This is a genomic window from Qipengyuania sp. BR81-2, assembly GCF_055693895.1.
This window is the reverse complement of record NZ_CM146344.1, coordinates 812,499-829,876: the sequence shown is the minus strand read 5'-3', so window position 1 is coordinate 829,876 and position 17,378 is coordinate 812,499. Positions and strand designations below refer to the sequence as shown.

The 17,378-nt window shown below is 63.7% G+C and carries 22 protein-coding genes and 1 pseudogene; 14 read left to right on the top strand and 9 right to left on the bottom strand.

Going from position 1 to position 17,378, the window contains the following annotated elements; translation table 11 throughout:
- Window positions 1-53: 53 nt before the first annotated feature.
- Together ACZ1G8_RS04070 and ACZ1G8_RS04065 are read right to left on the bottom strand one after the other, a co-directional pair.
- Window positions 54-494, bottom strand: a complete 441-nt coding sequence (locus ACZ1G8_RS04070; RefSeq protein ID WP_472680513.1) for a hypothetical protein — start codon at window positions 492-494, stop codon at window positions 54-56.
- Between the two features lie 39 nt (window positions 495-533).
- The gene (locus ACZ1G8_RS04065) at window positions 534-1,034 is read right to left on the bottom strand and encodes an SspB family protein (RefSeq protein WP_472680512.1); all 501 of its coding nucleotides are present in this window, start codon (window positions 1,032-1,034) and stop codon (window positions 534-536) included.
- Window positions 1,035-1,147: 113 nt separating this feature from the next.
- Between ACZ1G8_RS04065 and hisB the strand changes: the two genes are divergently transcribed.
- The 12 genes and pseudogenes from hisB to pal all read left to right on the top strand — a co-directional run bounded on the left by hisB (window position 1,148) and on the right by pal (window position 9,087).
- Window positions 1,148-1,741, top strand: a complete 594-nt coding sequence (gene hisB / locus ACZ1G8_RS04060) for an imidazoleglycerol-phosphate dehydratase HisB (protein ID WP_221427641.1) — start codon at window positions 1,148-1,150, stop codon at window positions 1,739-1,741.
- A complete protein-coding gene (gene hisH, locus ACZ1G8_RS04055) occupies window positions 1,734-2,360 on the top strand; it encodes an imidazole glycerol phosphate synthase subunit HisH (protein ID WP_472680511.1) in 627 nt (208 codons plus the stop codon). The genes hisB and hisH overlap by 8 nt, the downstream gene beginning before the upstream one ends.
- On the top strand, window positions 2,357-3,088 hold the full coding sequence (hisA, locus tag ACZ1G8_RS04050) for a 1-(5-phosphoribosyl)-5-[(5-phosphoribosylamino)methylideneamino]imidazole-4-carboxamide isomerase (protein WP_472680510.1): 732 nt from the start codon (window positions 2,357-2,359) through the stop codon (window positions 3,086-3,088). The genes hisH and hisA overlap by 4 nt, the downstream gene beginning before the upstream one ends.
- Window positions 3,085-3,858 carry an imidazole glycerol phosphate synthase subunit HisF gene (gene hisF / locus ACZ1G8_RS04045; RefSeq protein ID WP_472680509.1) on the top strand — a complete coding sequence of 258 codons (774 nt, stop codon included), beginning with the start codon at window positions 3,085-3,087 and terminating at the stop codon, window positions 3,856-3,858. The genes hisA and hisF overlap by 4 nt, the downstream gene beginning before the upstream one ends.
- A 17-nt stretch (window positions 3,859-3,875) precedes the next feature.
- On the top strand, window positions 3,876-4,190 hold the full coding sequence (locus tag ACZ1G8_RS04040) for a phosphoribosyl-ATP diphosphatase (RefSeq protein ID WP_472680508.1): 315 nt from the start codon (window positions 3,876-3,878) through the stop codon (window positions 4,188-4,190).
- Entirely contained in the window at window positions 4,191-4,571 is a 381-nt protein-coding gene (locus ACZ1G8_RS04035; protein ID WP_472680507.1) for a histidine triad nucleotide-binding protein, read from the top strand. It begins immediately after the preceding gene.
- A gap of 96 nt (window positions 4,572-4,667) precedes the next feature.
- Window positions 4,668-5,123: a YbgC/FadM family acyl-CoA thioesterase gene (locus tag ACZ1G8_RS04030; RefSeq protein ID WP_472680506.1), complete on the top strand. Its 456-nt coding sequence runs from the start codon at window positions 4,668-4,670 to the stop codon at window positions 5,121-5,123.
- Window positions 5,120-5,818, top strand: coding sequence for a protein TolQ (gene tolQ / locus ACZ1G8_RS04025; protein WP_472680505.1), 699 nt, complete (start codon window positions 5,120-5,122; stop codon window positions 5,816-5,818). Before ACZ1G8_RS04030 ends, tolQ begins: the two co-directional genes overlap by 4 nt.
- 1 nt (window position 5,819) lies before the next feature.
- A complete protein-coding gene (locus ACZ1G8_RS04020; RefSeq protein WP_472680504.1) occupies window positions 5,820-6,299 on the top strand; it encodes an ExbD/TolR family protein in 480 nt (159 codons plus the stop codon).
- Between the two features lie 54 nt (window positions 6,300-6,353).
- Window positions 6,354-7,076 carry an energy transducer TonB gene (locus ACZ1G8_RS04015; protein ID WP_472680503.1) on the top strand — a complete coding sequence of 241 codons (723 nt, stop codon included), beginning with the start codon at window positions 6,354-6,356 and terminating at the stop codon, window positions 7,074-7,076.
- Window positions 7,073-8,459, top strand: a pseudogene (tolB, locus tag ACZ1G8_RS04010) (Tol-Pal system beta propeller repeat protein TolB). The gene ACZ1G8_RS04015 and the pseudogene tolB overlap by 4 nt, the downstream one beginning before the upstream one ends.
- 115 nt (window positions 8,460-8,574) lie before the next feature.
- A complete protein-coding gene (gene pal, locus ACZ1G8_RS04005) occupies window positions 8,575-9,087 on the top strand; it encodes a peptidoglycan-associated lipoprotein Pal (protein ID WP_472680502.1) in 513 nt (170 codons plus the stop codon).
- A gap of 48 nt (window positions 9,088-9,135) precedes the next feature.
- On the opposite strand, the gene ACZ1G8_RS04000 is transcribed toward pal, so the two are convergent.
- Window positions 9,136-9,291, bottom strand: coding sequence for a hypothetical protein (locus tag ACZ1G8_RS04000; protein WP_221554396.1), 156 nt, complete (start codon window positions 9,289-9,291; stop codon window positions 9,136-9,138).
- A gap of 149 nt (window positions 9,292-9,440) precedes the next feature.
- On the opposite strand from ACZ1G8_RS04000, the gene ACZ1G8_RS03995 reads away from it, so the two are divergent.
- Together ACZ1G8_RS03995 and ACZ1G8_RS03990 are read left to right on the top strand one after the other, a co-directional pair.
- Window positions 9,441-9,974 carry a J domain-containing protein gene (locus tag ACZ1G8_RS03995; protein ID WP_472680501.1) on the top strand — a complete coding sequence of 178 codons (534 nt, stop codon included), beginning with the start codon at window positions 9,441-9,443 and terminating at the stop codon, window positions 9,972-9,974.
- 93 nt (window positions 9,975-10,067) lie between these two features.
- On the top strand, window positions 10,068-10,346 hold the full coding sequence (locus tag ACZ1G8_RS03990; protein WP_221427655.1) for a PilZ domain-containing protein: 279 nt from the start codon (window positions 10,068-10,070) through the stop codon (window positions 10,344-10,346).
- Between the two features lie 4 nt (window positions 10,347-10,350).
- Here ACZ1G8_RS03990 and ACZ1G8_RS03985 read toward each other — a convergent pair whose 3' ends face one another.
- From ACZ1G8_RS03985 to ACZ1G8_RS03960, 6 genes are all read right to left on the bottom strand, one after another.
- Window positions 10,351-11,133: an SDR family NAD(P)-dependent oxidoreductase gene (locus ACZ1G8_RS03985; protein WP_472680499.1), complete on the bottom strand. Its 783-nt coding sequence runs from the start codon at window positions 11,131-11,133 to the stop codon at window positions 10,351-10,353.
- A gap of 11 nt (window positions 11,134-11,144) precedes the next feature.
- Window positions 11,145-11,942 (bottom strand): ATP-grasp domain-containing protein, encoded by a 798-nt coding sequence (locus ACZ1G8_RS03980; protein ID WP_472680498.1) that lies wholly within the window; start codon window positions 11,940-11,942, stop codon window positions 11,145-11,147.
- 83 nt (window positions 11,943-12,025) lie between these two features.
- Entirely contained in the window at window positions 12,026-13,339 is a 1,314-nt protein-coding gene (locus ACZ1G8_RS03975; protein ID WP_472680497.1) for a cystathionine gamma-synthase family protein, read from the bottom strand.
- A gap of 306 nt (window positions 13,340-13,645) precedes the next feature.
- Window positions 13,646-15,055 carry an SLC13 family permease gene (locus ACZ1G8_RS03970; protein WP_472680496.1) on the bottom strand — a complete coding sequence of 470 codons (1,410 nt, stop codon included), beginning with the start codon at window positions 15,053-15,055 and terminating at the stop codon, window positions 13,646-13,648.
- Between the two features lie 48 nt (window positions 15,056-15,103).
- Window positions 15,104-16,072, bottom strand: a complete 969-nt coding sequence (locus ACZ1G8_RS03965) for a hypothetical protein (RefSeq protein WP_472680495.1) — start codon at window positions 16,070-16,072, stop codon at window positions 15,104-15,106.
- Window positions 16,073-16,170: 98 nt separating this feature from the next.
- Complete coding sequence (locus tag ACZ1G8_RS03960; protein WP_472680494.1) at window positions 16,171-17,367, bottom strand: DUF547 domain-containing protein; 1,197 nt, start codon at window positions 17,365-17,367, stop codon at window positions 16,171-16,173.
- Between the last annotated feature and the right edge of the window lie 11 nt (window positions 17,368-17,378).

Here is a 17,378-nt window from a genome sequence, read left to right as displayed (position 1 = left end):
GAGCGCTGTTGGCGCATGGCGCGAGGGCGAATCAACCCCTCACGTGGAGGTTTTCAGGCGATGCTGTCCGGATCGGCTTGCTTGCGCAGCATCTTGCGACCCTTCCTGCGGGCCTGCCGGCGCGACTGGCTCCGGTCGAAGAGGACCTTGAGCACAAGCGCTCCTGTGACGGCGACCGCGCCCGGCACCGACTTGGTGGCGACCTTTGTTACGCCATAGGCAGCCAGTGTGTGGATGATCGAGCGGTTCTCGACCGCATCCTTGGCGAATTCCTTGCCGTACTGTCGTCCCAGGACCAGCTTTTCGAGCGTCTGGCGCGAAAGGCGGCCGACGCTGCGCAGCAGGATGTCGTTGATGATCAGATTGGTCGAGGGGTTGATGCTCGGCCCGGGCACCGGATCGGGCTTGCCCGGATTGTCATCGGTCGCGCGCTCGAGCGCGTCGGCAGCGCGGTCGGTGATGTGATTGGCTTTGTCTTCGGCCGAAAGACCCATGTCCTGCCCCCGTTTAGGCGCCAAGGATGCTTGCGCCTTCTAGTTCTTACGGCCGAAATCGACCGTGACGACGTTCGAGCCGTCTTCAGCACCTTCAACGGGTGCACGCTCGGCCTGTTCCTCGTCATTGCCGGCTTCATCGGTCTCGGCAGGGGCCATGTCGGCAACCGTCGCCTGGAACTGGAGGCCGAAATCTACTGCAGGGTCAACGAATTGGGTGATCGCCGCGTAGGGAATGTCGAGCTCTGCGGGGATCTGGTTGAACGAGAGGCCGACGGAAAAGCCGTCTTCGCGCACGTTGAGGTCCCAGAACTTGTTCTGCAGGACGATGGTCATCTCGTCCGGGAAGCGTTCGCGCAGGTTTGCGGGGATCGAAACTCCCGGCGCGTGGGTCTTGAACGTGATGTAAAAGTGGTGGGCACCCGGCAACTCGCTGCCGTTCTGCTCGATTTCGCCTAGCACGCGCCCGACAACCGCGCGCAGGGCCTCCTGCACGATCGTGTCGTATGGGATCAGGCTGTCGGGCGTTTCTTCGCTCATGCAATATAGGTGGAACTGCTTGGGGCCGGGGTCAAGCGGTTTAAGCTGGCCTTTACCCTGTCGAAAGCGGCAATTCCTTGCGCGCACGCGGAAGCCGCCTATAGGCAATCGCCATGCGTACAGGCCGTATCGAACGAAACACCGAGGAAACCAAAATCCTTGTCGAGGTGAACCTCGACGGGTCGGGCAGCTATGACATTGCCACAGGCATCGGCTTCCTCGACCACATGGTGGAGCAGTTTTCCAAGCATTCGCTGATCGACGTGACGATGAAGGTCGATGGCGACCTGCATGTCGACCAGCACCATACGACCGAGGACAGCGCGCTGGCGTTGGGCCAGGCGCTTGCACAGGCGCTCGGCGACAAGGGCGGCATCACGCGCTATGGCAGCGCCTATTCACCGATGGACGAAACGCTCGCGCGCGTCGCGCTCGATATCTCGGGGCGCCCCTATCTCGTGTGGAAAGCCGGTTTCAGCCAGGAAAAGCTCGGCGAATGGGATACCGAGCTGATCGAACACTGGTTTCACTCGGTTGCACAGACCTGCGGCCTGACGCTGCATGTCGAGCTGCTCTACGGCACCAACAACCACCACATCTGCGAAGCGATTTACAAGGGCTTTGCCCGCGCGATGCGGATCGCCTGCGAAGTCGACCCTCGCAAGGGCGGCGCGATACCCAGCACGAAGGGACAGCTTGGTGGCTGAGGTTATCGCGCTCGTAGACTACGGCGCGGGCAACCTGCATTCGGTACAAAACGCGCTGAAGCGGGTCGGGGCCAAGGTTACCGTGACCGCGGATCCCGACGTGCTGCGCGCTGCGGACCGCATTGTGTTGCCCGGCGTGGGGAGCTTCAACGCCTGCGCATCGGGACTGCGCGCCGAAAAGGGCGTGATCGAGGCGATGCGCGAACGGGTTTTCGTCGGCGGCGCGCCTTTCTTAGGCATTTGCGTGGGGATGCAGCTGCTCGCCACGCGCGGCCTCGAACATGGCGAGACAGCCGGTCTCGACTGGATCGAAGGCGAGGTCAGGCTGATCAAGCCGACCGACACCAGCGTGAAGGTCCCTCATATGGGCTGGAACGACGTGGCGATGACGCCGCATGCCAAGATGCACCGCGTGATCGAGCCGGGCGAAGCCTATTTCCTCCACTCCTACCACTTCCACGCAAGGAGCGGGCAGGACGTGCTGGCGATGACCGACCATGGCGGAGGGCTCGTCGCAGCGGTCGGCCGCGACAATATCCTCGGCGTGCAATTCCATCCCGAAAAGAGCCAGAGCTACGGGCTCACCCTCTTGTCCCGCTTCCTGGAGTGGAAACCGTGATCGTATTTCCCGCAATCGACCTCAAGGGCGGCCAGGTGGTGCGCCTTGCCGAGGGCGATATGGACCGCGCCACCGTCTATGGCGACGACCCCGCCGAGCAGGCCAAGCTGTTTGCCGAGGCAGGCGCCGGGCATCTGCACGTGGTCGATCTGGACGGCTCCTTCGCCGGTGCTGCGCGCAATCGCGCAGCGGTCGAGCAGATCGTCGAGGCCTTTCCCGGCCATGTCCAGCTAGGCGGCGGCATCCGCACGCGCGAGGATGTCGAGGGCTGGTTCGACGCCGGCGTTTCGCGCGTCGTCATGGGCTCGGCTGCATTGAAGGACCCCGAATTCGTCAAGGACATGGCGCGCGCTTTCGAGGGCGGCGTGGTCGTGGCGGTCGACGCGAAAGACGGGATGGTCGCGACCGAGGGCTGGGCGGACGTTTCCGACGTTCCGGTGATCGATCTCGCTCGCCGGTTCGAGGATGCAGGCGTTGCCGCGCTGCTCTTCACCGACATTGGCCGCGACGGCCTGCTCAAGGGCGTCAACCTCGATGCCACGGTCGACCTCGCGCGCCGTGTCGACATCCCGGTGATCGCCAGCGGCGGCGTAAAGGGGATCGACGACATCCACGTGCTAAAGCTGCATGCAAAGGAAGGCATCGAAGGCGTCATCACCGGCCGCGCGCTCTACGACGGGCGGCTGGACCTTGCAGCTGCGCTGGCAATTGCGGGGCGCGAGGAATGACAGTCCGTATCCGCGTCATACCCTGTCTCGACGTTGCCGATGGGCGCGTGGTGAAGGGCGTTAATTTCGTCGACCTCAAGGATGCGGGCGATCCGGTCGAACAGGCACAGGCCTATGACCGGGCGGGTGCGGACGAACTCTGTTTCCTCGACATTTCCGCGAGCCACGAAGGCCGCGGCACGCTGCTCGACATGGTCCGGCGCACGGCCGAGGTATGTTTCATGCCGCTGACTGTTGGCGGCGGTGTCCGCAGTGTCGAGGATGCGCGCGAGCTGCTGCTTGCGGGAGCCGACAAGGTCGCGGTGAACAGCGCAGCCGTCACGCGGCCCGAGCTCGTGCGCGAAATCGCCGACAAGTTCGGCAGCCAGTGCGTGGTGGCGAGCGTCGACGCGCGCGCCAAGACCGAGGGCGAGGGTTTTCGTGGCTGGGAAATTTTCACCCATGGCGGGCGCAAGCCGACCGGCATCGACGCGGTCGAGCATGCGATGAAGCTGGCCGAACTCGGCGCTGGCGAGCTGCTCGTCACCTCGATGGATGGCGACGGGACCAAGCAGGGTTACGACCTCGAATTGACGCGGGCGATCGCTGACAGCGTCTCTGTGCCCGTCATCGCCAGCGGCGGCGTGGGCACGCTCGAACATCTCGTCGAAGGCGTCACAAAAGGGCATGCGAGCGCCGTGCTCGCCGCCTCGATCTTCCACTTCGGCCAGCACTCGATCGGCGAAGCGCACCGCGCTCTGCGTGCGGCGGGCTTGCCTGCGCGCGGCTGATCGCTCAGACGGTGCCGATGGATACGCTTACACGCCTCGAAAAGACGATTGCCCAGCGCATGGTCGCCTCGCCCGACAAGAGCTACGTGGCGAAGCTCAAATCCAAAGGCCTTCCCAAGATCGCGCAGAAAGTGGGCGAGGAGGCGGTCGAGACCGTCATCGCCGCGATGGGCGACGACCGCGAGGAACTGGTTGCCGAGAGTGCCGATCTGCTGATGCACCTGCTCGTGCTTTTGCAGATTAAGGACATCCCGCTCGCCGATGTCATGGCCGAGCTCGACCGGCGCGAGGGCACTTCGGGCCTGGAAGAAAAAGCGAGCAGGAGCGAATAGATGCCGATCGATCCGACCCAGCCCTATGACGACGAGAACATTTTCGCCAAGATCGTGCGCGGCGAAATCCCCTCGACCAAGGTCTATGAGGACGAGTGGGCCTATGCATTCGAGGACATCAATCCGCAGGCTGAGGTGCATACGCTGGTGATCCCCAAGGGCCGCTATGTCAGCTGGGACGATTTCAGCGAAAAGGCCCCGCCCGAAGAGATCGCCGGCTTCGTCCGTGCGGTCGGCAAGGTCGCCCGCGACAAGGGGCTGGTCGAGCCCGGTTACCGGATGATGGCCAATATCGGCGCACATGGCGGGCAGGAAGTCCCGCACCTCCACGTCCACATATTCGGCGGCCAGCCGCTCGGCCCTATGATCGCGCGGCGATAGTTTCGTCGCACGCCAGACTCGTTTCGCCGCCGTTCATGTAGCCAAGCCGAAAGGCGGCTTTGCAGCAGAATCCGCGCTGCGCTAGAGCCTCGCCAGATGTCATTGCCCAATCCCCCCGACGGTATCATTGACGGCGACCGCCACCTCTATGCCGTGCGTGTCTATTACGAAGACACTGATCTTTCGGGCATCACCTATCACGCGAACTACCTGCGCTGGTTCGAGCGGGCCCGCTCCGACCTGCTGCGGCGGCTCGAGATCGACCAGCGTGCCGCGATCGAGGACGGCGGCGGCGCCTATGCCGTTTCCGAGATTAACCTCAAGTATTTGCGCCCCGCTAAGCTCGACGACGATGTATTGATCGAGACGCGCTGCACCGAGCTCAAGGCGGCATCGTGCCGGATGCACCAGAAGGCATTCCGGGGCGATGAACTGCTTGCCGAGGCGCACCTGCGCGTCGGTTTCGTTTCACCCAGCGGCCGGCCCATCCGCCAGCCCGAAGAATGGCGCGAGGCATTCGCGCGCTTCGTCAGTTCGACAGAGGATCGATGATTACACAGTCCCTTCTCGCAATCAGTGCGCCGACCAGACTCGACCCGCTCAAGCTTTTCTTCGACGCGGATATCGTGGTCCAGGCGGTCATGCTCGGGCTCATCCTCGCAAGCATCTGGGTGTGGATGATCATCGTTTCCTTCAGTCTGCGTATGCGCAAGCTTCGGGCGGCGACCCGCGACTATGAAAGCGAGTTCTGGCAGGCCGAAAGCTTCGACCGCTTCATGTCGGAGCGCGGCAATCGCGACATCCCCTCGGCGCGCGTGGCTCAGGCCGGCGTTTCGGAATGGCGCCGTTCGGTCAAGGCCGAGATCCGCGACCGCGAAGGTGTGCGCGGACGGATCGCGAATGCCATGGACAGCCAGATCGCACAGGAGGCCGACGACATTTCGGAGCGGCTGAACTTCCTCGCGACGGTCGGCTCGGTGGCGCCTTTCGTGGGCCTGTTCGGCACCGTCTGGGGCATCATGAACAGCTTCTTCCAGATCGGCGCGCAGGAATCGAGCTCGCTGGCGGTGGTGGCGCCGGGTATCTCGGAAGCACTCTTCGCGACCGCCATCGGTCTGTTCGCAGCTATTCCGGCGGTGATCGCCTACAACCGCTTCAGTAATGACGTTGACCGCTTCGAGAGCAGGCTCGGGCGTTTCTCCGACAAGCTGAACGCGAGCTTCAGCCGCCAGCTGGAGCAGCGCTGACATGGCGATGGCCCTCGGCTCCGGCAAAGGCACGCGCCGCCGCAGGGGACGCGGCGGACGGCGACCCATGTCGGAAATCAACGTCACGCCTTTCGTCGACGTGATGCTGGTGCTTCTGATCATCTTCATGGTCACCGCGCCGCTGCTGACCGCGGGCGTCCCGATCCAGCTGCCCGACAGCCGCGCCGATGCGCTGCCACAGGATGCGCAGCAGGTGTCGATCAGCATCGATAGCGAAGGCTATGTCTATATCGACGATACTCAGGTGCCCGTCGGCGGCTTGCCGGGGGCGCTCGAGGCCATCCCGCGCGTCGGTGAGGGTCCCGACATCACCCTGCGCGCAGATCGAAGCCTCGACTATGGCCGTGTCATGGCGGTCATGGGCGAGCTCAACCGTGCGGGCCTCAATCGCATTTCGCTCGTAACGAACAGTGGCGGGACCGGAGCATCGGTCAACGCCGGTTCACCTTCCGAGGAATAGCCAGTCAGCATGGAGAGGCTTGGCATACATGGAGATGAGCGCACGGGGCTGATCGTGGCCCTCGCGCTGCATTTGCTGTTGCTGGCTGCCATCACCATCCAGGCACTGTTTCCCGCGCCGCCCATCCCGCGAACCGAGCGTATGACGGTGAGCCTTGCGGAGGATGTCGGGCTGGAGGATACAGCGCCCGATCCGGTGCCCGAAAGCCGCGCAGCCATCGCACCCGAACTCGCCGATACGCCGGCTCCCGTTCCGGAACCGCTCGAAGCGCCGAGCCAGCCTGTCGTCCAGCGACCGTCGACGCGCGACGCCGCCCCGCGCCAGCAGATACCGCGCCGACAGCCGGAAGCGCAGCCCACCCAAAAGCCGCGTGGCTCGCTCATCGGTGACAACTTCCTTGCCGGGTCGGGGGGCAGCACCACGACGAACGAGACGCGCACGCCCGCATCGCAGATCGGTGCGAGCACCAAGGCATCGCTCGTCCAGGCCATCGCCCGGGAAATCAAGCCGCACTGGCAGCCTCCCGCGGGGCCAGATGTCGAGCAGATTACCACTTTCCTCCGCTTCCGTCTCAATGCCGACGGAACGCTCGCCGGCCGCCCCACAGTCGTGAGGCAGACCGGCATCAACGACACAAACCGGGCGCAGGCCAGTCGCCATGGCGAACAGGCCATCCGAGCCGTGCAACTGGCTGCCCCATTCGATTTGCCTGAAGAGTATTACGAGGCCTGGAAGGTGGTAGGACCCTTCGGCTTCGACTGGAGACTAGCACAATGAAAAAAGCCCTGATCGTGACGCTCGCATTCGTGGCAGCGCCGCTTGCCGCTCAGAACCAGGACCTGGGTGAGCCTATGGCCGAGGGCCAGGATGTCGAGACGATCGAGGAAGAGCAGGGCCTGACCGGCTCGGTCAGCTTCGAGGGTAATCTCGACGATCTGGGAATCGCGATCCCCGCCTTCGCGACCGACCGCAATACGGCCACTCCCGCAAATGCCAATGGCACTGAGGCTCTCGGCGTCGAGCTTGCCCGGGTGATTACGGCAGAATCTGCGTAACAACGGCCTCTTCAAGCCGACCGGCCCCGACAGCCTGCCGCGCCCGAGCTACGACAACATCACCGATCCGGTCTGGTCGACCTGGGGTGTGCGCGGTGCGGAGATGCTGGTGCACGGTTATGTCCGCGCGCGCAGCGACGATCGGCTGACTGTCGGCTGCTATCTTTACGACATGGCGCTGCAGCAGCGGCTCGTCGCCGAGGGCTGGGTGGTCTCGCCGGCCGACTGGCGCCGCGCGGCGCACAAGTGCTCGGACCTGATCTATGCGCGCCTGACCGGCGAAAGCCCGTTCTTTGACAGCCGTATCGCCTACATCGCCGAGACCGGCCCCAAGGATAACCGCACCAAGCGCCTCGCTATCATGGACAGCGACGGCGCGAACCACCGCTTCATTACCACGGGCCGCTCGACCGCGCTCACGCCGCGCTATTCGCCCGACTACAAGCAGCTGGTCTATCTCAGCTACGTCGATGGCAACCCACGTATCTACGTCTACGATATCGGCACCGGCCGCCAGACGCTGGTCACGCAGAGCGACAACCCGACCTTCGCCCCGCGCTGGAGCCCCGATGGCCGCTGGATCCTCTATTCGATGGCTGTGGGTGGGAATACCGATATCTACCGCGTATCGGCGAATGGCGGGCGCAGCGAACGCCTCACCGATACGCCCGGTATCGACATCGGCGGTTCCTATTCGCCCGACGGGAGCCGTATCGTGTTCGAGAGCGACCGATCGGGCAGCCAGCAGATCTACGTCATGGACGCCGATGGCTCCAACCAGCGCCGCCTGTCGTTCTTCGGTGGCCGCTCGGCGACGCCCGAATGGAGCCCGCGCGGCGACCAAATCGCCTTCACGCACATTGCCGGTGACTTCAACGTGGCCGTGATGAACCCCAGTGGTCGCGGTTTCCGCAAGCTGACCAACGGCTGGCAGGACGAGGCTCCGACCTGGGCGCCAAACGGCCGTATCATCCAGTTCTTCCGCACGGCGCGCAATACCGGTGCGACCTCGCTCTGGCAGGTCGACCTGACCGGCGATAACGAGCGTCGCCTGCCCACGCCGGTCGACGCTTCGGACCCGGCATGGGGACCGATCCTGCCGTAAAAGCATTCAAGATTTCGTGGGGACGAAAAAAGGGGGCGCACCCGAACTGTCGGGCGCGCGCTCCAAAAATCGGGGGCAAACCGATTTCCACCGCTGTTTATAAGGGGACAGCATCATGAATACCCGTGTTGCAACTGCTGTAATGCTCACCTCCGCTCTCGCCCTGGCAGCCTGCCAGAAGAAGGCACCCGAAGAGCTTCCGCCCGCACCGCAGGCCACTGCGACGCCGGCACCTGCCTCTACGCCGACCGGCCCTGCCGTCGGCAGCATGGAGCACTTCATGGCGGCCGTCGGCCAGGCGAATACAGTCGTCTACTTCGACACCGACCGTTACAACATCGATGCCGAAGACAGCGCCAAGCTGCAGACGCAGGCGCAGTACTTCAGCCAGTACCCGCAGGTGAACTTCACTATCGAAGGCCACACCGACGAACGCGGTACGCGCGAATACAACCTCGCACTCGGCGAGCGTCGTGCCAATGCGGCGAAGAACTATCTCGTGTCGCTGGGCATCCCGTCGAGCCGCATCCGCACCGTCAGCTTCGGCAAGGAGCGCCCGGTTGCACTCGGTTCGAACGAGAACGCGTGGGCACAGAACCGCCGCGCCGCGACGATCACCATCAACTGATCTGATGTGCTGGAGGGGCCTGCCTTGCGCCGCGCCCCTCTGGTTCGCTTACTGGGCGATGCTGATGTCGAACACCGCGGCGTGGTTGACGCGCGCGCTACGCTCTGCATCGGAATGGCCCATGCCCGCGAAACTGGTCGAAAGCGCGAAGATCGACATGCTCAGCACGGCGAGCGTCGCGGAAAGACTAAGCTGTTTGCTCATGACGGGACCTGTAGATCGCTATTCGTTAAACAATGTTTGCAATGCAACATTTCGATTTGAAACTGGTTCGCACAAGCTTGCACGACACGCCAGCATCCCTAGATTGACCGCGATGCCGGCTCGACCAACGACTTCTGGACCCGCAGAATATGCCTAAGGCCCGTCGTTCCAACGACTGGGGCTTTCCCCGCTGGCGTGGCTATGACGAGGGGCGCGAGGCCGCGACAGTGCGCCTGTGCGACCGCCACGGTTGTGAGGAGAAAGGCGATTGCCCGGCTCCGAAGTCACCCAACAGCCCGGAGCGCTGGTATTTCTGCCAGAAGCATGCGGCCGAATACAATTCCAAGTGGGACTACTTCGAAGGCCTCGACAAGGCGGAGAAGGAAGCGCGCGCCAAGTCCGAAAAGGCCGAGAATGCCGGCTATGCCGAGGCGCAGCATTATGGCTGGGGCGGTTCGGGAGACGGATCGCGCAGCGCGGACGAAATGCGCGCACTCGAAATCCTCGAACTGGAAGCGGACGCCGATTTCACCGCGATTAAGAAAGCCTGGCGGGTCAAGGCGAAGGCCGTCCATCCCGACAAGAAACCCGGCGACGAGGAAGCGGCCGAGCAATTCCAGAAGTACCAGCTGGCCTATGAAGTACTGAAATCGGCCGAAGAACGGCGCGAGTGGAAGGGCTGACAATCGCCCGCCTTGTCAAAAAATTCTCCGACAAGCATCCGTTAACCGCTTTTTTTAATTCTCGCGTATGTCTGGTCTCATCTCGGAGGCTTTATGCAGGTTCGTGCAAACAATCGACAGGGGACCAACATCGTCCTCAATTGCCGCGTCCCGGTTCGCAGGGCGCAGGCACTGCTTTGCGATATCTCGCATACCGGATGCCGGATCGAGCTGTTCGACTCCGCCGTCAACAAGGGCGCGACCATCTTTTTCGAGATCGACGAGAAGAACGAATTCGCCGGTCAGGTCGTCTGGGTCCGCGGTAACGAGGCAGGCATTCGCTACATGCACAAGCTGAGCCCGGCAGCCCAGCAGGTCCTCGAACTCGCCTAGGCGATCAGGTCGCGATCTTCGGATCGGGATTGTCGTTCCACCATGCCACATCGCTGAATGGCCTGAGGTCGAGCTCGTGCGTCCAGCAATTGCGCGGCTGGTTTGCGAGATGCCAGAAGGTCTCGGCAACGGCAGCCGGATCGATGACACCGTCCTCGCCTTTCGACGCCTTGTAGCCCTCGAAGCGATCACCCAGTAGCTTGCCCAGAGTGTCGGGCGCATCGACCGATCCGTCGACCACGATATGGGCGACATGAACCCCTTGCGGTCCGAATTCGGCGTTCAGCGTCTGGCACAGCATCCGCCTTCCGCCCATCGCCGCGGCATGGCTGTGCTGCCCTTCATTCCCACGCACCGCGGCGGTCGCCGAGGTGACGAGTATGTTGCCCTTGCCACGCTCGACCATGCGGGGTGTGACCGCATGGGCGAGGCGGAAAAGACCGAAGCAGCCAAGCCGCCAGCCAAGCTCGAAGGTGCGATGCGGCGTGTTCTCCAGCGTGCGGTTCCCGATCTGCGCACCCAGGTTGTAGAGCACGGTATCGATAGGGCCGATCTCGCTCTCGGTCCGCTCGACCAGCTCCTCGATAGTCCCGTCCGCCGACGCATCGAGCAGCGTGCCGGACGCTTTCCCGCCCGCGTCCTCGATCTGCGAGACCAGCTTCGCCAGCCCCTCCTCGTCGGACCGCCGAGCCAGAACGGCGTGGTAGCCACCTCGCGCGAACCGCGCCGCCGCGTGCCCACCGATGCCGGCCCCCGCGCCAATAACCAGGAATACCTTACCCGCCATGCCCGTCTCTCCTAGAGGCGGGAGACGATAGCCTCCGCCAGACGTTTCCCCAAGTCGGGTCCCTGCTCGGGATAGAGATAGGGCTCGATCGCCTCGGCCTCCATCACCGCGAGCTCGCCCGAGGGCAGCCTTGCCATGTCGATCCGGCAATAGAGCAGATCGTCGAAAGGTAGGGCCGCGACGACTTTCCGCGCCTTGTCCAGATCATGCGGTTCAGGATCGTAGTCGCGCTCATATCCTCCGTAGAGCGACTGGATACGGTATTCGCCGGGGCCTGCGCGTTTCGATACGCCGTGGCTGAATTCGCCGTCGATGAAGACGAAAGTGTATTCGCCTTCCTCGATGATGCTGGGGAGGAAGGGCTGAACCATGCAGGGGCGGCCCATTGTCCAGTCCTGCGCGGGCAGATTGTCGCGGCTGAAGCTGAATTGTCCGAGGCCGCCGGCCCCGACCTGGCGCTTCACGACCACGCGATCGGTGCCGAACCTGCCCATCGCCGCGACGATATCGCCCTGTCCGGCATCGTCGAGCCAGAGTGTCGGTACGGTGGCCGCTCCGCCTTGTTCGAGTGCGCGCAGATAGCGCTTCTCGCTGTTCCACCGCACGACCTTGGAAGGATTGCAGACCGTGACGCCGCGCTCTTCCAGCGCGTCCAGCTTGGCTAGGAACTCGCGGGGGTGATCCTGATAGTCCCACGCGGTTCCGAGCAGGACGAGCGCGATATCGGCGAAGTCCTCGATCGGCGCGCGCCAGTCGATCTCTATCAGCTCAAGCCCCGCCTCTTCGAAAGCGGGGCGCAGGGCATTCACCTCGATATCATGCTCGAAAGCATCACCCCGCCGGGGGCCGTCCCCCGGCAGGGTGTCTGCGCAAGCAAGGAAGCCTATGCGGGTCAGACTGCCTCCAGCGCCTGTTCGAAGTCGGCGATGAGGTCGTCCGGGTCCTCGATGCCGATCGAGATGCGCACGAGGTTGTCCGAAATGCCCAGCTCCGCGCGGCGGCCTTCGGCGACCGAGAGGTGGGTCATCGAGGCCGGATGGCTTGCCAGCGTCTCGGTGCCGCCGAGGCTGACCGCGAGCTTGGCGATCTTGAGTGCGTCGAGGAAGCGGAAGCATTCGGCCTCGCCGCCCTTCAAGAGCAGCGAGAAGGTCGAGCCTGCGCCCTTGCAGTGACGGTCATAGATGTCCTGCTGGCGCGCATCCTTGATCATGCCGAGATAGCCGAGGCCTTCGACCTTGGGGTGCTTGGCGAGGAATTCGCAGACCTTCTCCGCATTCTCGCCCGCGCGCTGCATGCGCAGCTCGACGGTCTCGAGACTGCGGCACAGCATCCATGCGGTGTTCGGATCGCAGATACCGCCCATGGTGTTGCGCAGCATGCGGATCGCATCGATGAAGCGCTTCTTGCCGGAGACGCTGCCTGCGACGAGGTCCGAGTGGCCGCCGACATACTTGGTCAGCGAGTAAACCACGAGGTCCGCACCGTGATCGAGCGGGCGCTGCCACAGCGGGCCGAGGAAGGTGTTGTCGATCGCGATCGAGCATTTGTCTGGATCGAAATGCGCATCGCGCGCTTCCTTGACCGCTTCGATATCGACGAGCGCGTTGGTCGGGTTGCCCGGGCTTTCGAGGTAGATCATCGGCACTTCGCCGCCCTGTTCCTCGGCGAGCTTCTTGGCTCGGGTCATCACCTCGTCGAGCTGTTCGCGGCTGGCGCCGGCGGGAAAGTCGATGAAGGTCACGCCGTACTTCGCCATGGTCTTGGCAATGAAGCCTTCCGAAGCCGCATAGAGCGGACCCGAGTGGACGATCACGTCGCCGGTCTTGCAGGCGGCGAGGAGCAGCACGGCAATCGCGGTCATACCGCTGGAGAAGGACAGGGCTTCTTCCGCACCGTCCCATACGGCGAGGCGGTCTTCGAGGATCTCCTGGTTCGGCGCGTTGAAGCGCGAATAGACGAGGCCGTCGGCGCCGCCCGGGCGCTTGCCGGTGATGCCTTCGAAGTGGCGCTTGCCGTCGGCAGCGCTCGGAAATGCGAAGGTCGAGGTGAGGAAGATCGGAGCCTTGAGGCTGCCTTCCGAAAGCGTGGGGTCGAAGCCGTGACCCATCATCAGCGTGCTGGGCTTCATCTCGCGACCGTTGATCTTGGGGATTTCGCGCTTGGGCGCCATGCGCGGCGAAGTGGGGTCGATATCCTTAGTGCTCATCTTGCGGAGCATCCTTCCTGCATAACGCTCCCAGGAAGGCGGGAGCCGATAGAACCGCCACGTGGCCCCCGTTCCTAACCTCCGCAGGAACGCCTCTCCACTGGCGGGATTGCGCCTCTCCCATATGCCCGCGCGGAGTTGGTTTCAACTGCGACGATCCCCACAGGGTGGAACACATGGAACACGGTCCTGGAGAGAAACCGCAGGAGGCGTGTGGGAAGTCCTTTTTCGAATGTGGATCAGATGGCGCAGGGCAGGTCATGGCCCACGCGATACCGCTTCGCTCCTAGGTAGGAAAACCGCGCGTCAGACGATCGCTGCGATGCCCCAGACGACCGCCACGATCATGAATATCCCGACCAGATCGAGCAGGAGGCCGGCCTTCACCATGCGCTCGATCTGGATGCGTCCGGTCGACCATGCGATGGCATTGGGGCCGGTGCCTGCAGGCAGCATGAAGCCCCAGCTCGCGGCAAGCGCGGCCGGCATGGCGAGCAGCACCGGATCGACACCGAGCGCGACCACCAGCGCCGCGACCACGGGAATGATTGCGCTGGCTGTTGCGACATTGCTGGCGAACTCGGTGATCAGCACCACCATGGCTACCACCGCGATCGCGACGAGGAACAGCGGCCAGGCCTCGAGCGGAAGCAGCGCATTGCCGAGCCATTCGGCAAGGCCGCTCGCGCCCATTCCCGCTGCAAGCGCCAAGCCGCCGCCGAACATCATGATCACGCCCCAAGGCGCGCGGTCGGCTTCTTTCCAGAGGAGAAGGGGGCGTCCGGTGCCGTCGGGCAGCAGAAACAGCGCGAGGCTTGCGATGATGGCGATCGTGCCGTCGGTCCACGATCCTTCGGGAAGGTAGGGCGCGACCAGCAGCCGCGTCATCCATGCGAGGAAAGTGATCCCAACGACCACCATGAGGCGGCGTTCGGGCGTACCCATCGGTGTCTCGTCCACGATGGCCGCACGCGCCGCCTCGACATCGAAAGGGTGGGCCGAGACGTGCTGTATCTTGGAGATCAGGTAAGCGGCGAGCGGCACCCCCAGAAATACGATCGGCAAGCCGTAGAGCGTCCACTGGGCGAAGCTGATCTGTGCGCCGATCATTGTGTCGAGCAGGCCGACGGCGATCGCATTGGTGGGCGAACCGACAAGCGTCCCGAGCCCGCCGATGCTCGCGGCAAAGGCAATCCCCATCGGAAGCGCTCCCGCGAGGCCCTCACGCTCGTCGGCGGCAAGGCCGGCACCAGCGAGCACGGCCATCGCCATCGGCATCATGATGAGTGCGGTGGACGTGTTCGATATCAGCATCGAGAGGATGGCTGCCGCAATCATGAAGGCAAGCAGCAATCCCGTCTGTCCGCCGCGACCGTGCAGAGCATTGAGGATCGCGAGTGCGAGCCTCTTGTGCAGCCCCGTCCGTTCGATGGCGAGCGCGATGAATGCACCACCCAGGAGCAGGAAAAGGATCGGAGAGTAATAGGCGCTCGCGGTCTCGCGCGCGTTCATCACTCCGGCAAAGGGCAGGACGAGAAACGGCATCAGCGCGGTCGCGGTGAGCGGCAGCGCCTCGGTCATCCACCATGCGGCCATCAGCACGACGAGCCCGGCGACGATCATCGCCTCGCGGCTCATCCCTGCTGGGAGCGGTACGAGGGTCGAGAGCAGGAGCGCGATTGCGCCCAATGCAAAGCCGATCGAACGGGCCGTCACACCAGCATTCCCTTCGCCAAGAGCCCGTTCCCCTTTGCCTGATCCGGCCTAACGCTTGGCCGCGACGCCGCCATAGATCGATCTTTCCGGAACGCCATCAGCGTTCTGATCGATGGCGGCATGGAAGATAAAGCCCGTCTCGCGCCCTTCGGGGCCGAAGTAGCCGCCAGCGATAGTGTACTCGGGCACGGCTCCCGCATTGAGGAAGCCAGAGTAGCCGGCGACGTCACCATTGAATTCGGTGCCGACCGTCCCCCGGATAGGCGTGATGGTCGATTGCACGCCGCCGGCGTCCTCGACCGTCAGGCTGATGTCGATAGTCAGCTCGCCGCTCTGCGTATTGCCGGTCAGCGTACCCGAACCGCCGATAATGGTCTTGAATTCCGACGGCGGAGAGCCGCCGGGTACCTCGTCGATCACGAAGCCGCCGATCCTGAGATCGGTATACGTGACTGTCGCCTCGGACGGCACGTCGTCCGGATCGGTCGGCACGCCGGAATAGCAACTCGTGTAGCCGGGCGGATTGGCGCCATCGAACAGCAGGGTGAATGTCGAGCGCATATACTCGAAATCGATGCCGGTATCGCTGTTGCGGAATATCTGGAAGCGGTTGAGGGGGCCGAACCCGCTCGGTTTTTCGTAGCTGTCCGAATTGGCGGTGGTGCTGACGAGATCGGCAGGGCCGAAAGTCTCGTTGCGTCCGATCCCGTCGTTCACCGTCCAGCTGTCGGTGCTCGCTGTGTAAGTGAGATTGCCGTTCCTGCCCATCTGGCGAGGGATGGCATTGCGAAGCGTGCCGATCGGCGAACCTTCGGCTTCCACGCAGGCGGTCGGGAAATCCTGGTCACCGGTCAGGTCGGCGAACTTGGTGTAAGTGAATGTGGGGCTCGGCGAGGGCGAGGGCGAAGGAGACGGGCTCGGTGCGGGACCTGATGTTCCCCCACCGCCAGAACCACCACCGCAAGCAGCCAGCGACGCAGCGCCGATGAGCGCTATCAGACTCGAACTGACTTTCATGAGACCCCCCCGAGCAAACTCCAGGAAGTCGATACTATGGCCCACCCGCTGAATTGCAAGCGGGCCTGCCCCTTCAGGTGACTGCCGCTCGGCCTCGCCTATTCGACCTCGCGACCAGGTTCGACCGCATCTGGGTTTTCCGGATCGATCACGATCACGGTGCCGCGTAGCTCGCCCTTCCTCCGCATGCGTTCGAGCTTGTCGACCTTCTCTTCGACCACCCGCGCAATGTGGTAGGGCACGCCGATCGGCGCGTATGGCGGCTCCATCGTGTCGACACCGGGCATGATCGGATCGAGGATGATGCCGGTCGGCTGGTATTCGGGCGCGCGGTCGCCGCGGGCGAGATCCGAAATGTCGTATTCGTAAATCGAGGCGCGGATCCTGCTGGTCCTTGCAATGTCCGCCTTCACGTCGTCGCGTGCGTAGGAGGACAGGTGCGCGCGCAAGGCCTCGTCTCCGTCGGTGAAGAAGAAGGGCATCGCCTCTTCGTAGAGACGCGAGATGTGGAGCGTCTTGCCGCGTTTCTCGACACCGCGCAGCGAGTTGACGAAATCGCGTGCAGAGCTTTGCAGCAGCAGGCTCACATTGTCGGCATTGAAGGCGCTTTTCTGGATGGTCGGTCCGCCGATCTCGCCGCGGAAGAAGCCGTAGATGACGCTCGGGTCGCGCCAGTTGGGATAGACGATCTGCGTCCTGATGTCCTTGAGGCTCAGCGCGACCCCGTCGACATTGAGGAACTTCGCCTCGTCCAGCGCGGCCCCGTTTTCGCCGATCCTGAGGTCCGAAGGTCGGCTGAGGGGATAGGCGAGGGCGAGCTGTTCGATCACCGCCACATTGTGGAGGTTGAGCCAGTAGGCGAGCTGTTCGTTGCGCGGGAGGCTGGCGATGTCCAGCTGGCTTCCCAGCGCCTCAAGTTCCCCGCGATAGGCGGTGAGTGCCTCGCGCTGCTCGTCCTCGAGGAAGGAGAAGCCGATGCGGTTGCCTTCGAGGCGCAGTCCGGAATCGTGGCCGAAGACGAACCGCGTCCCGATCTGCGGGATCACCTTGGGCATGATGCGCCGCTCGGACGGGCCCATGTAGAATACGAAATACTCGAGCGCCTCGTCCCAGGCGGCATAGTCGATACGCGTGTCGACCGTGTCCTGGCGTGGGGAAAAGCGGGACGCGATCGTATTGCCGGGATTGCTGGTCGACGTCGCCGCAGGCTGCGTTACCGCGAAAGCGCCGGCGCTTTCGGCAACTGCAGGCACCGAAGTGCCGGCCAGAAGAATAGCAAGCAGGGCTATCCGCATGTTCTCTCTCC

Coding starts and splice junctions, on each gene's coding strand:
- ACZ1G8_RS03990 (WP_221427655.1), top strand. CDS start 10,068: ATGCAGGTTCGTGCAAACAATCGACAGGGGACCAACATCGTCCTCAAT.
- ACZ1G8_RS04070 (WP_472680513.1), bottom strand. CDS start 494: ATGGGTCTTTCGGCCGAAGACAAAGCCAATCACATCACCGACCGCGCT.
- hisB (WP_221427641.1), top strand. CDS start 1,148: ATGCGTACAGGCCGTATCGAACGAAACACCGAGGAAACCAAAATCCTT.
- ACZ1G8_RS03985 (WP_472680499.1), bottom strand. CDS start 11,133: ATGGCGGGTAAGGTATTCCTGGTTATTGGCGCGGGGGCCGGCATCGGT.
- ACZ1G8_RS03995 (WP_472680501.1), top strand. CDS start 9,441: ATGCCTAAGGCCCGTCGTTCCAACGACTGGGGCTTTCCCCGCTGGCGT.
- ACZ1G8_RS03965 (WP_472680495.1), bottom strand. CDS start 16,072: ATGAAAGTCAGTTCGAGTCTGATAGCGCTCATCGGCGCTGCGTCGCTG.
- tolQ (WP_472680505.1), top strand. CDS start 5,120: ATGATTACACAGTCCCTTCTCGCAATCAGTGCGCCGACCAGACTCGAC.
- ACZ1G8_RS04000 (WP_221554396.1), bottom strand. CDS start 9,291: ATGAGCAAACAGCTTAGTCTTTCCGCGACGCTCGCCGTGCTGAGCATG.
- ACZ1G8_RS04040 (WP_472680508.1), top strand. CDS start 3,876: ATGGATACGCTTACACGCCTCGAAAAGACGATTGCCCAGCGCATGGTC.
- ACZ1G8_RS04020 (WP_472680504.1), top strand. CDS start 5,820: ATGGCGATGGCCCTCGGCTCCGGCAAAGGCACGCGCCGCCGCAGGGGA.
- ACZ1G8_RS04035 (WP_472680507.1), top strand. CDS start 4,191: ATGCCGATCGATCCGACCCAGCCCTATGACGACGAGAACATTTTCGCC.
- ACZ1G8_RS03960 (WP_472680494.1), bottom strand. CDS start 17,367: ATGCGGATAGCCCTGCTTGCTATTCTTCTGGCCGGCACTTCGGTGCCT.
- ACZ1G8_RS04030 (WP_472680506.1), top strand. CDS start 4,668: ATGTCATTGCCCAATCCCCCCGACGGTATCATTGACGGCGACCGCCAC.
- pal (WP_472680502.1), top strand. CDS start 8,575: ATGAATACCCGTGTTGCAACTGCTGTAATGCTCACCTCCGCTCTCGCC.
- ACZ1G8_RS04065 (WP_472680512.1), bottom strand. CDS start 1,034: ATGAGCGAAGAAACGCCCGACAGCCTGATCCCATACGACACGATCGTG.
- ACZ1G8_RS03975 (WP_472680497.1), bottom strand. CDS start 13,339: ATGAGCACTAAGGATATCGACCCCACTTCGCCGCGCATGGCGCCCAAG.
- hisF (WP_472680509.1), top strand. CDS start 3,085: ATGACAGTCCGTATCCGCGTCATACCCTGTCTCGACGTTGCCGATGGG.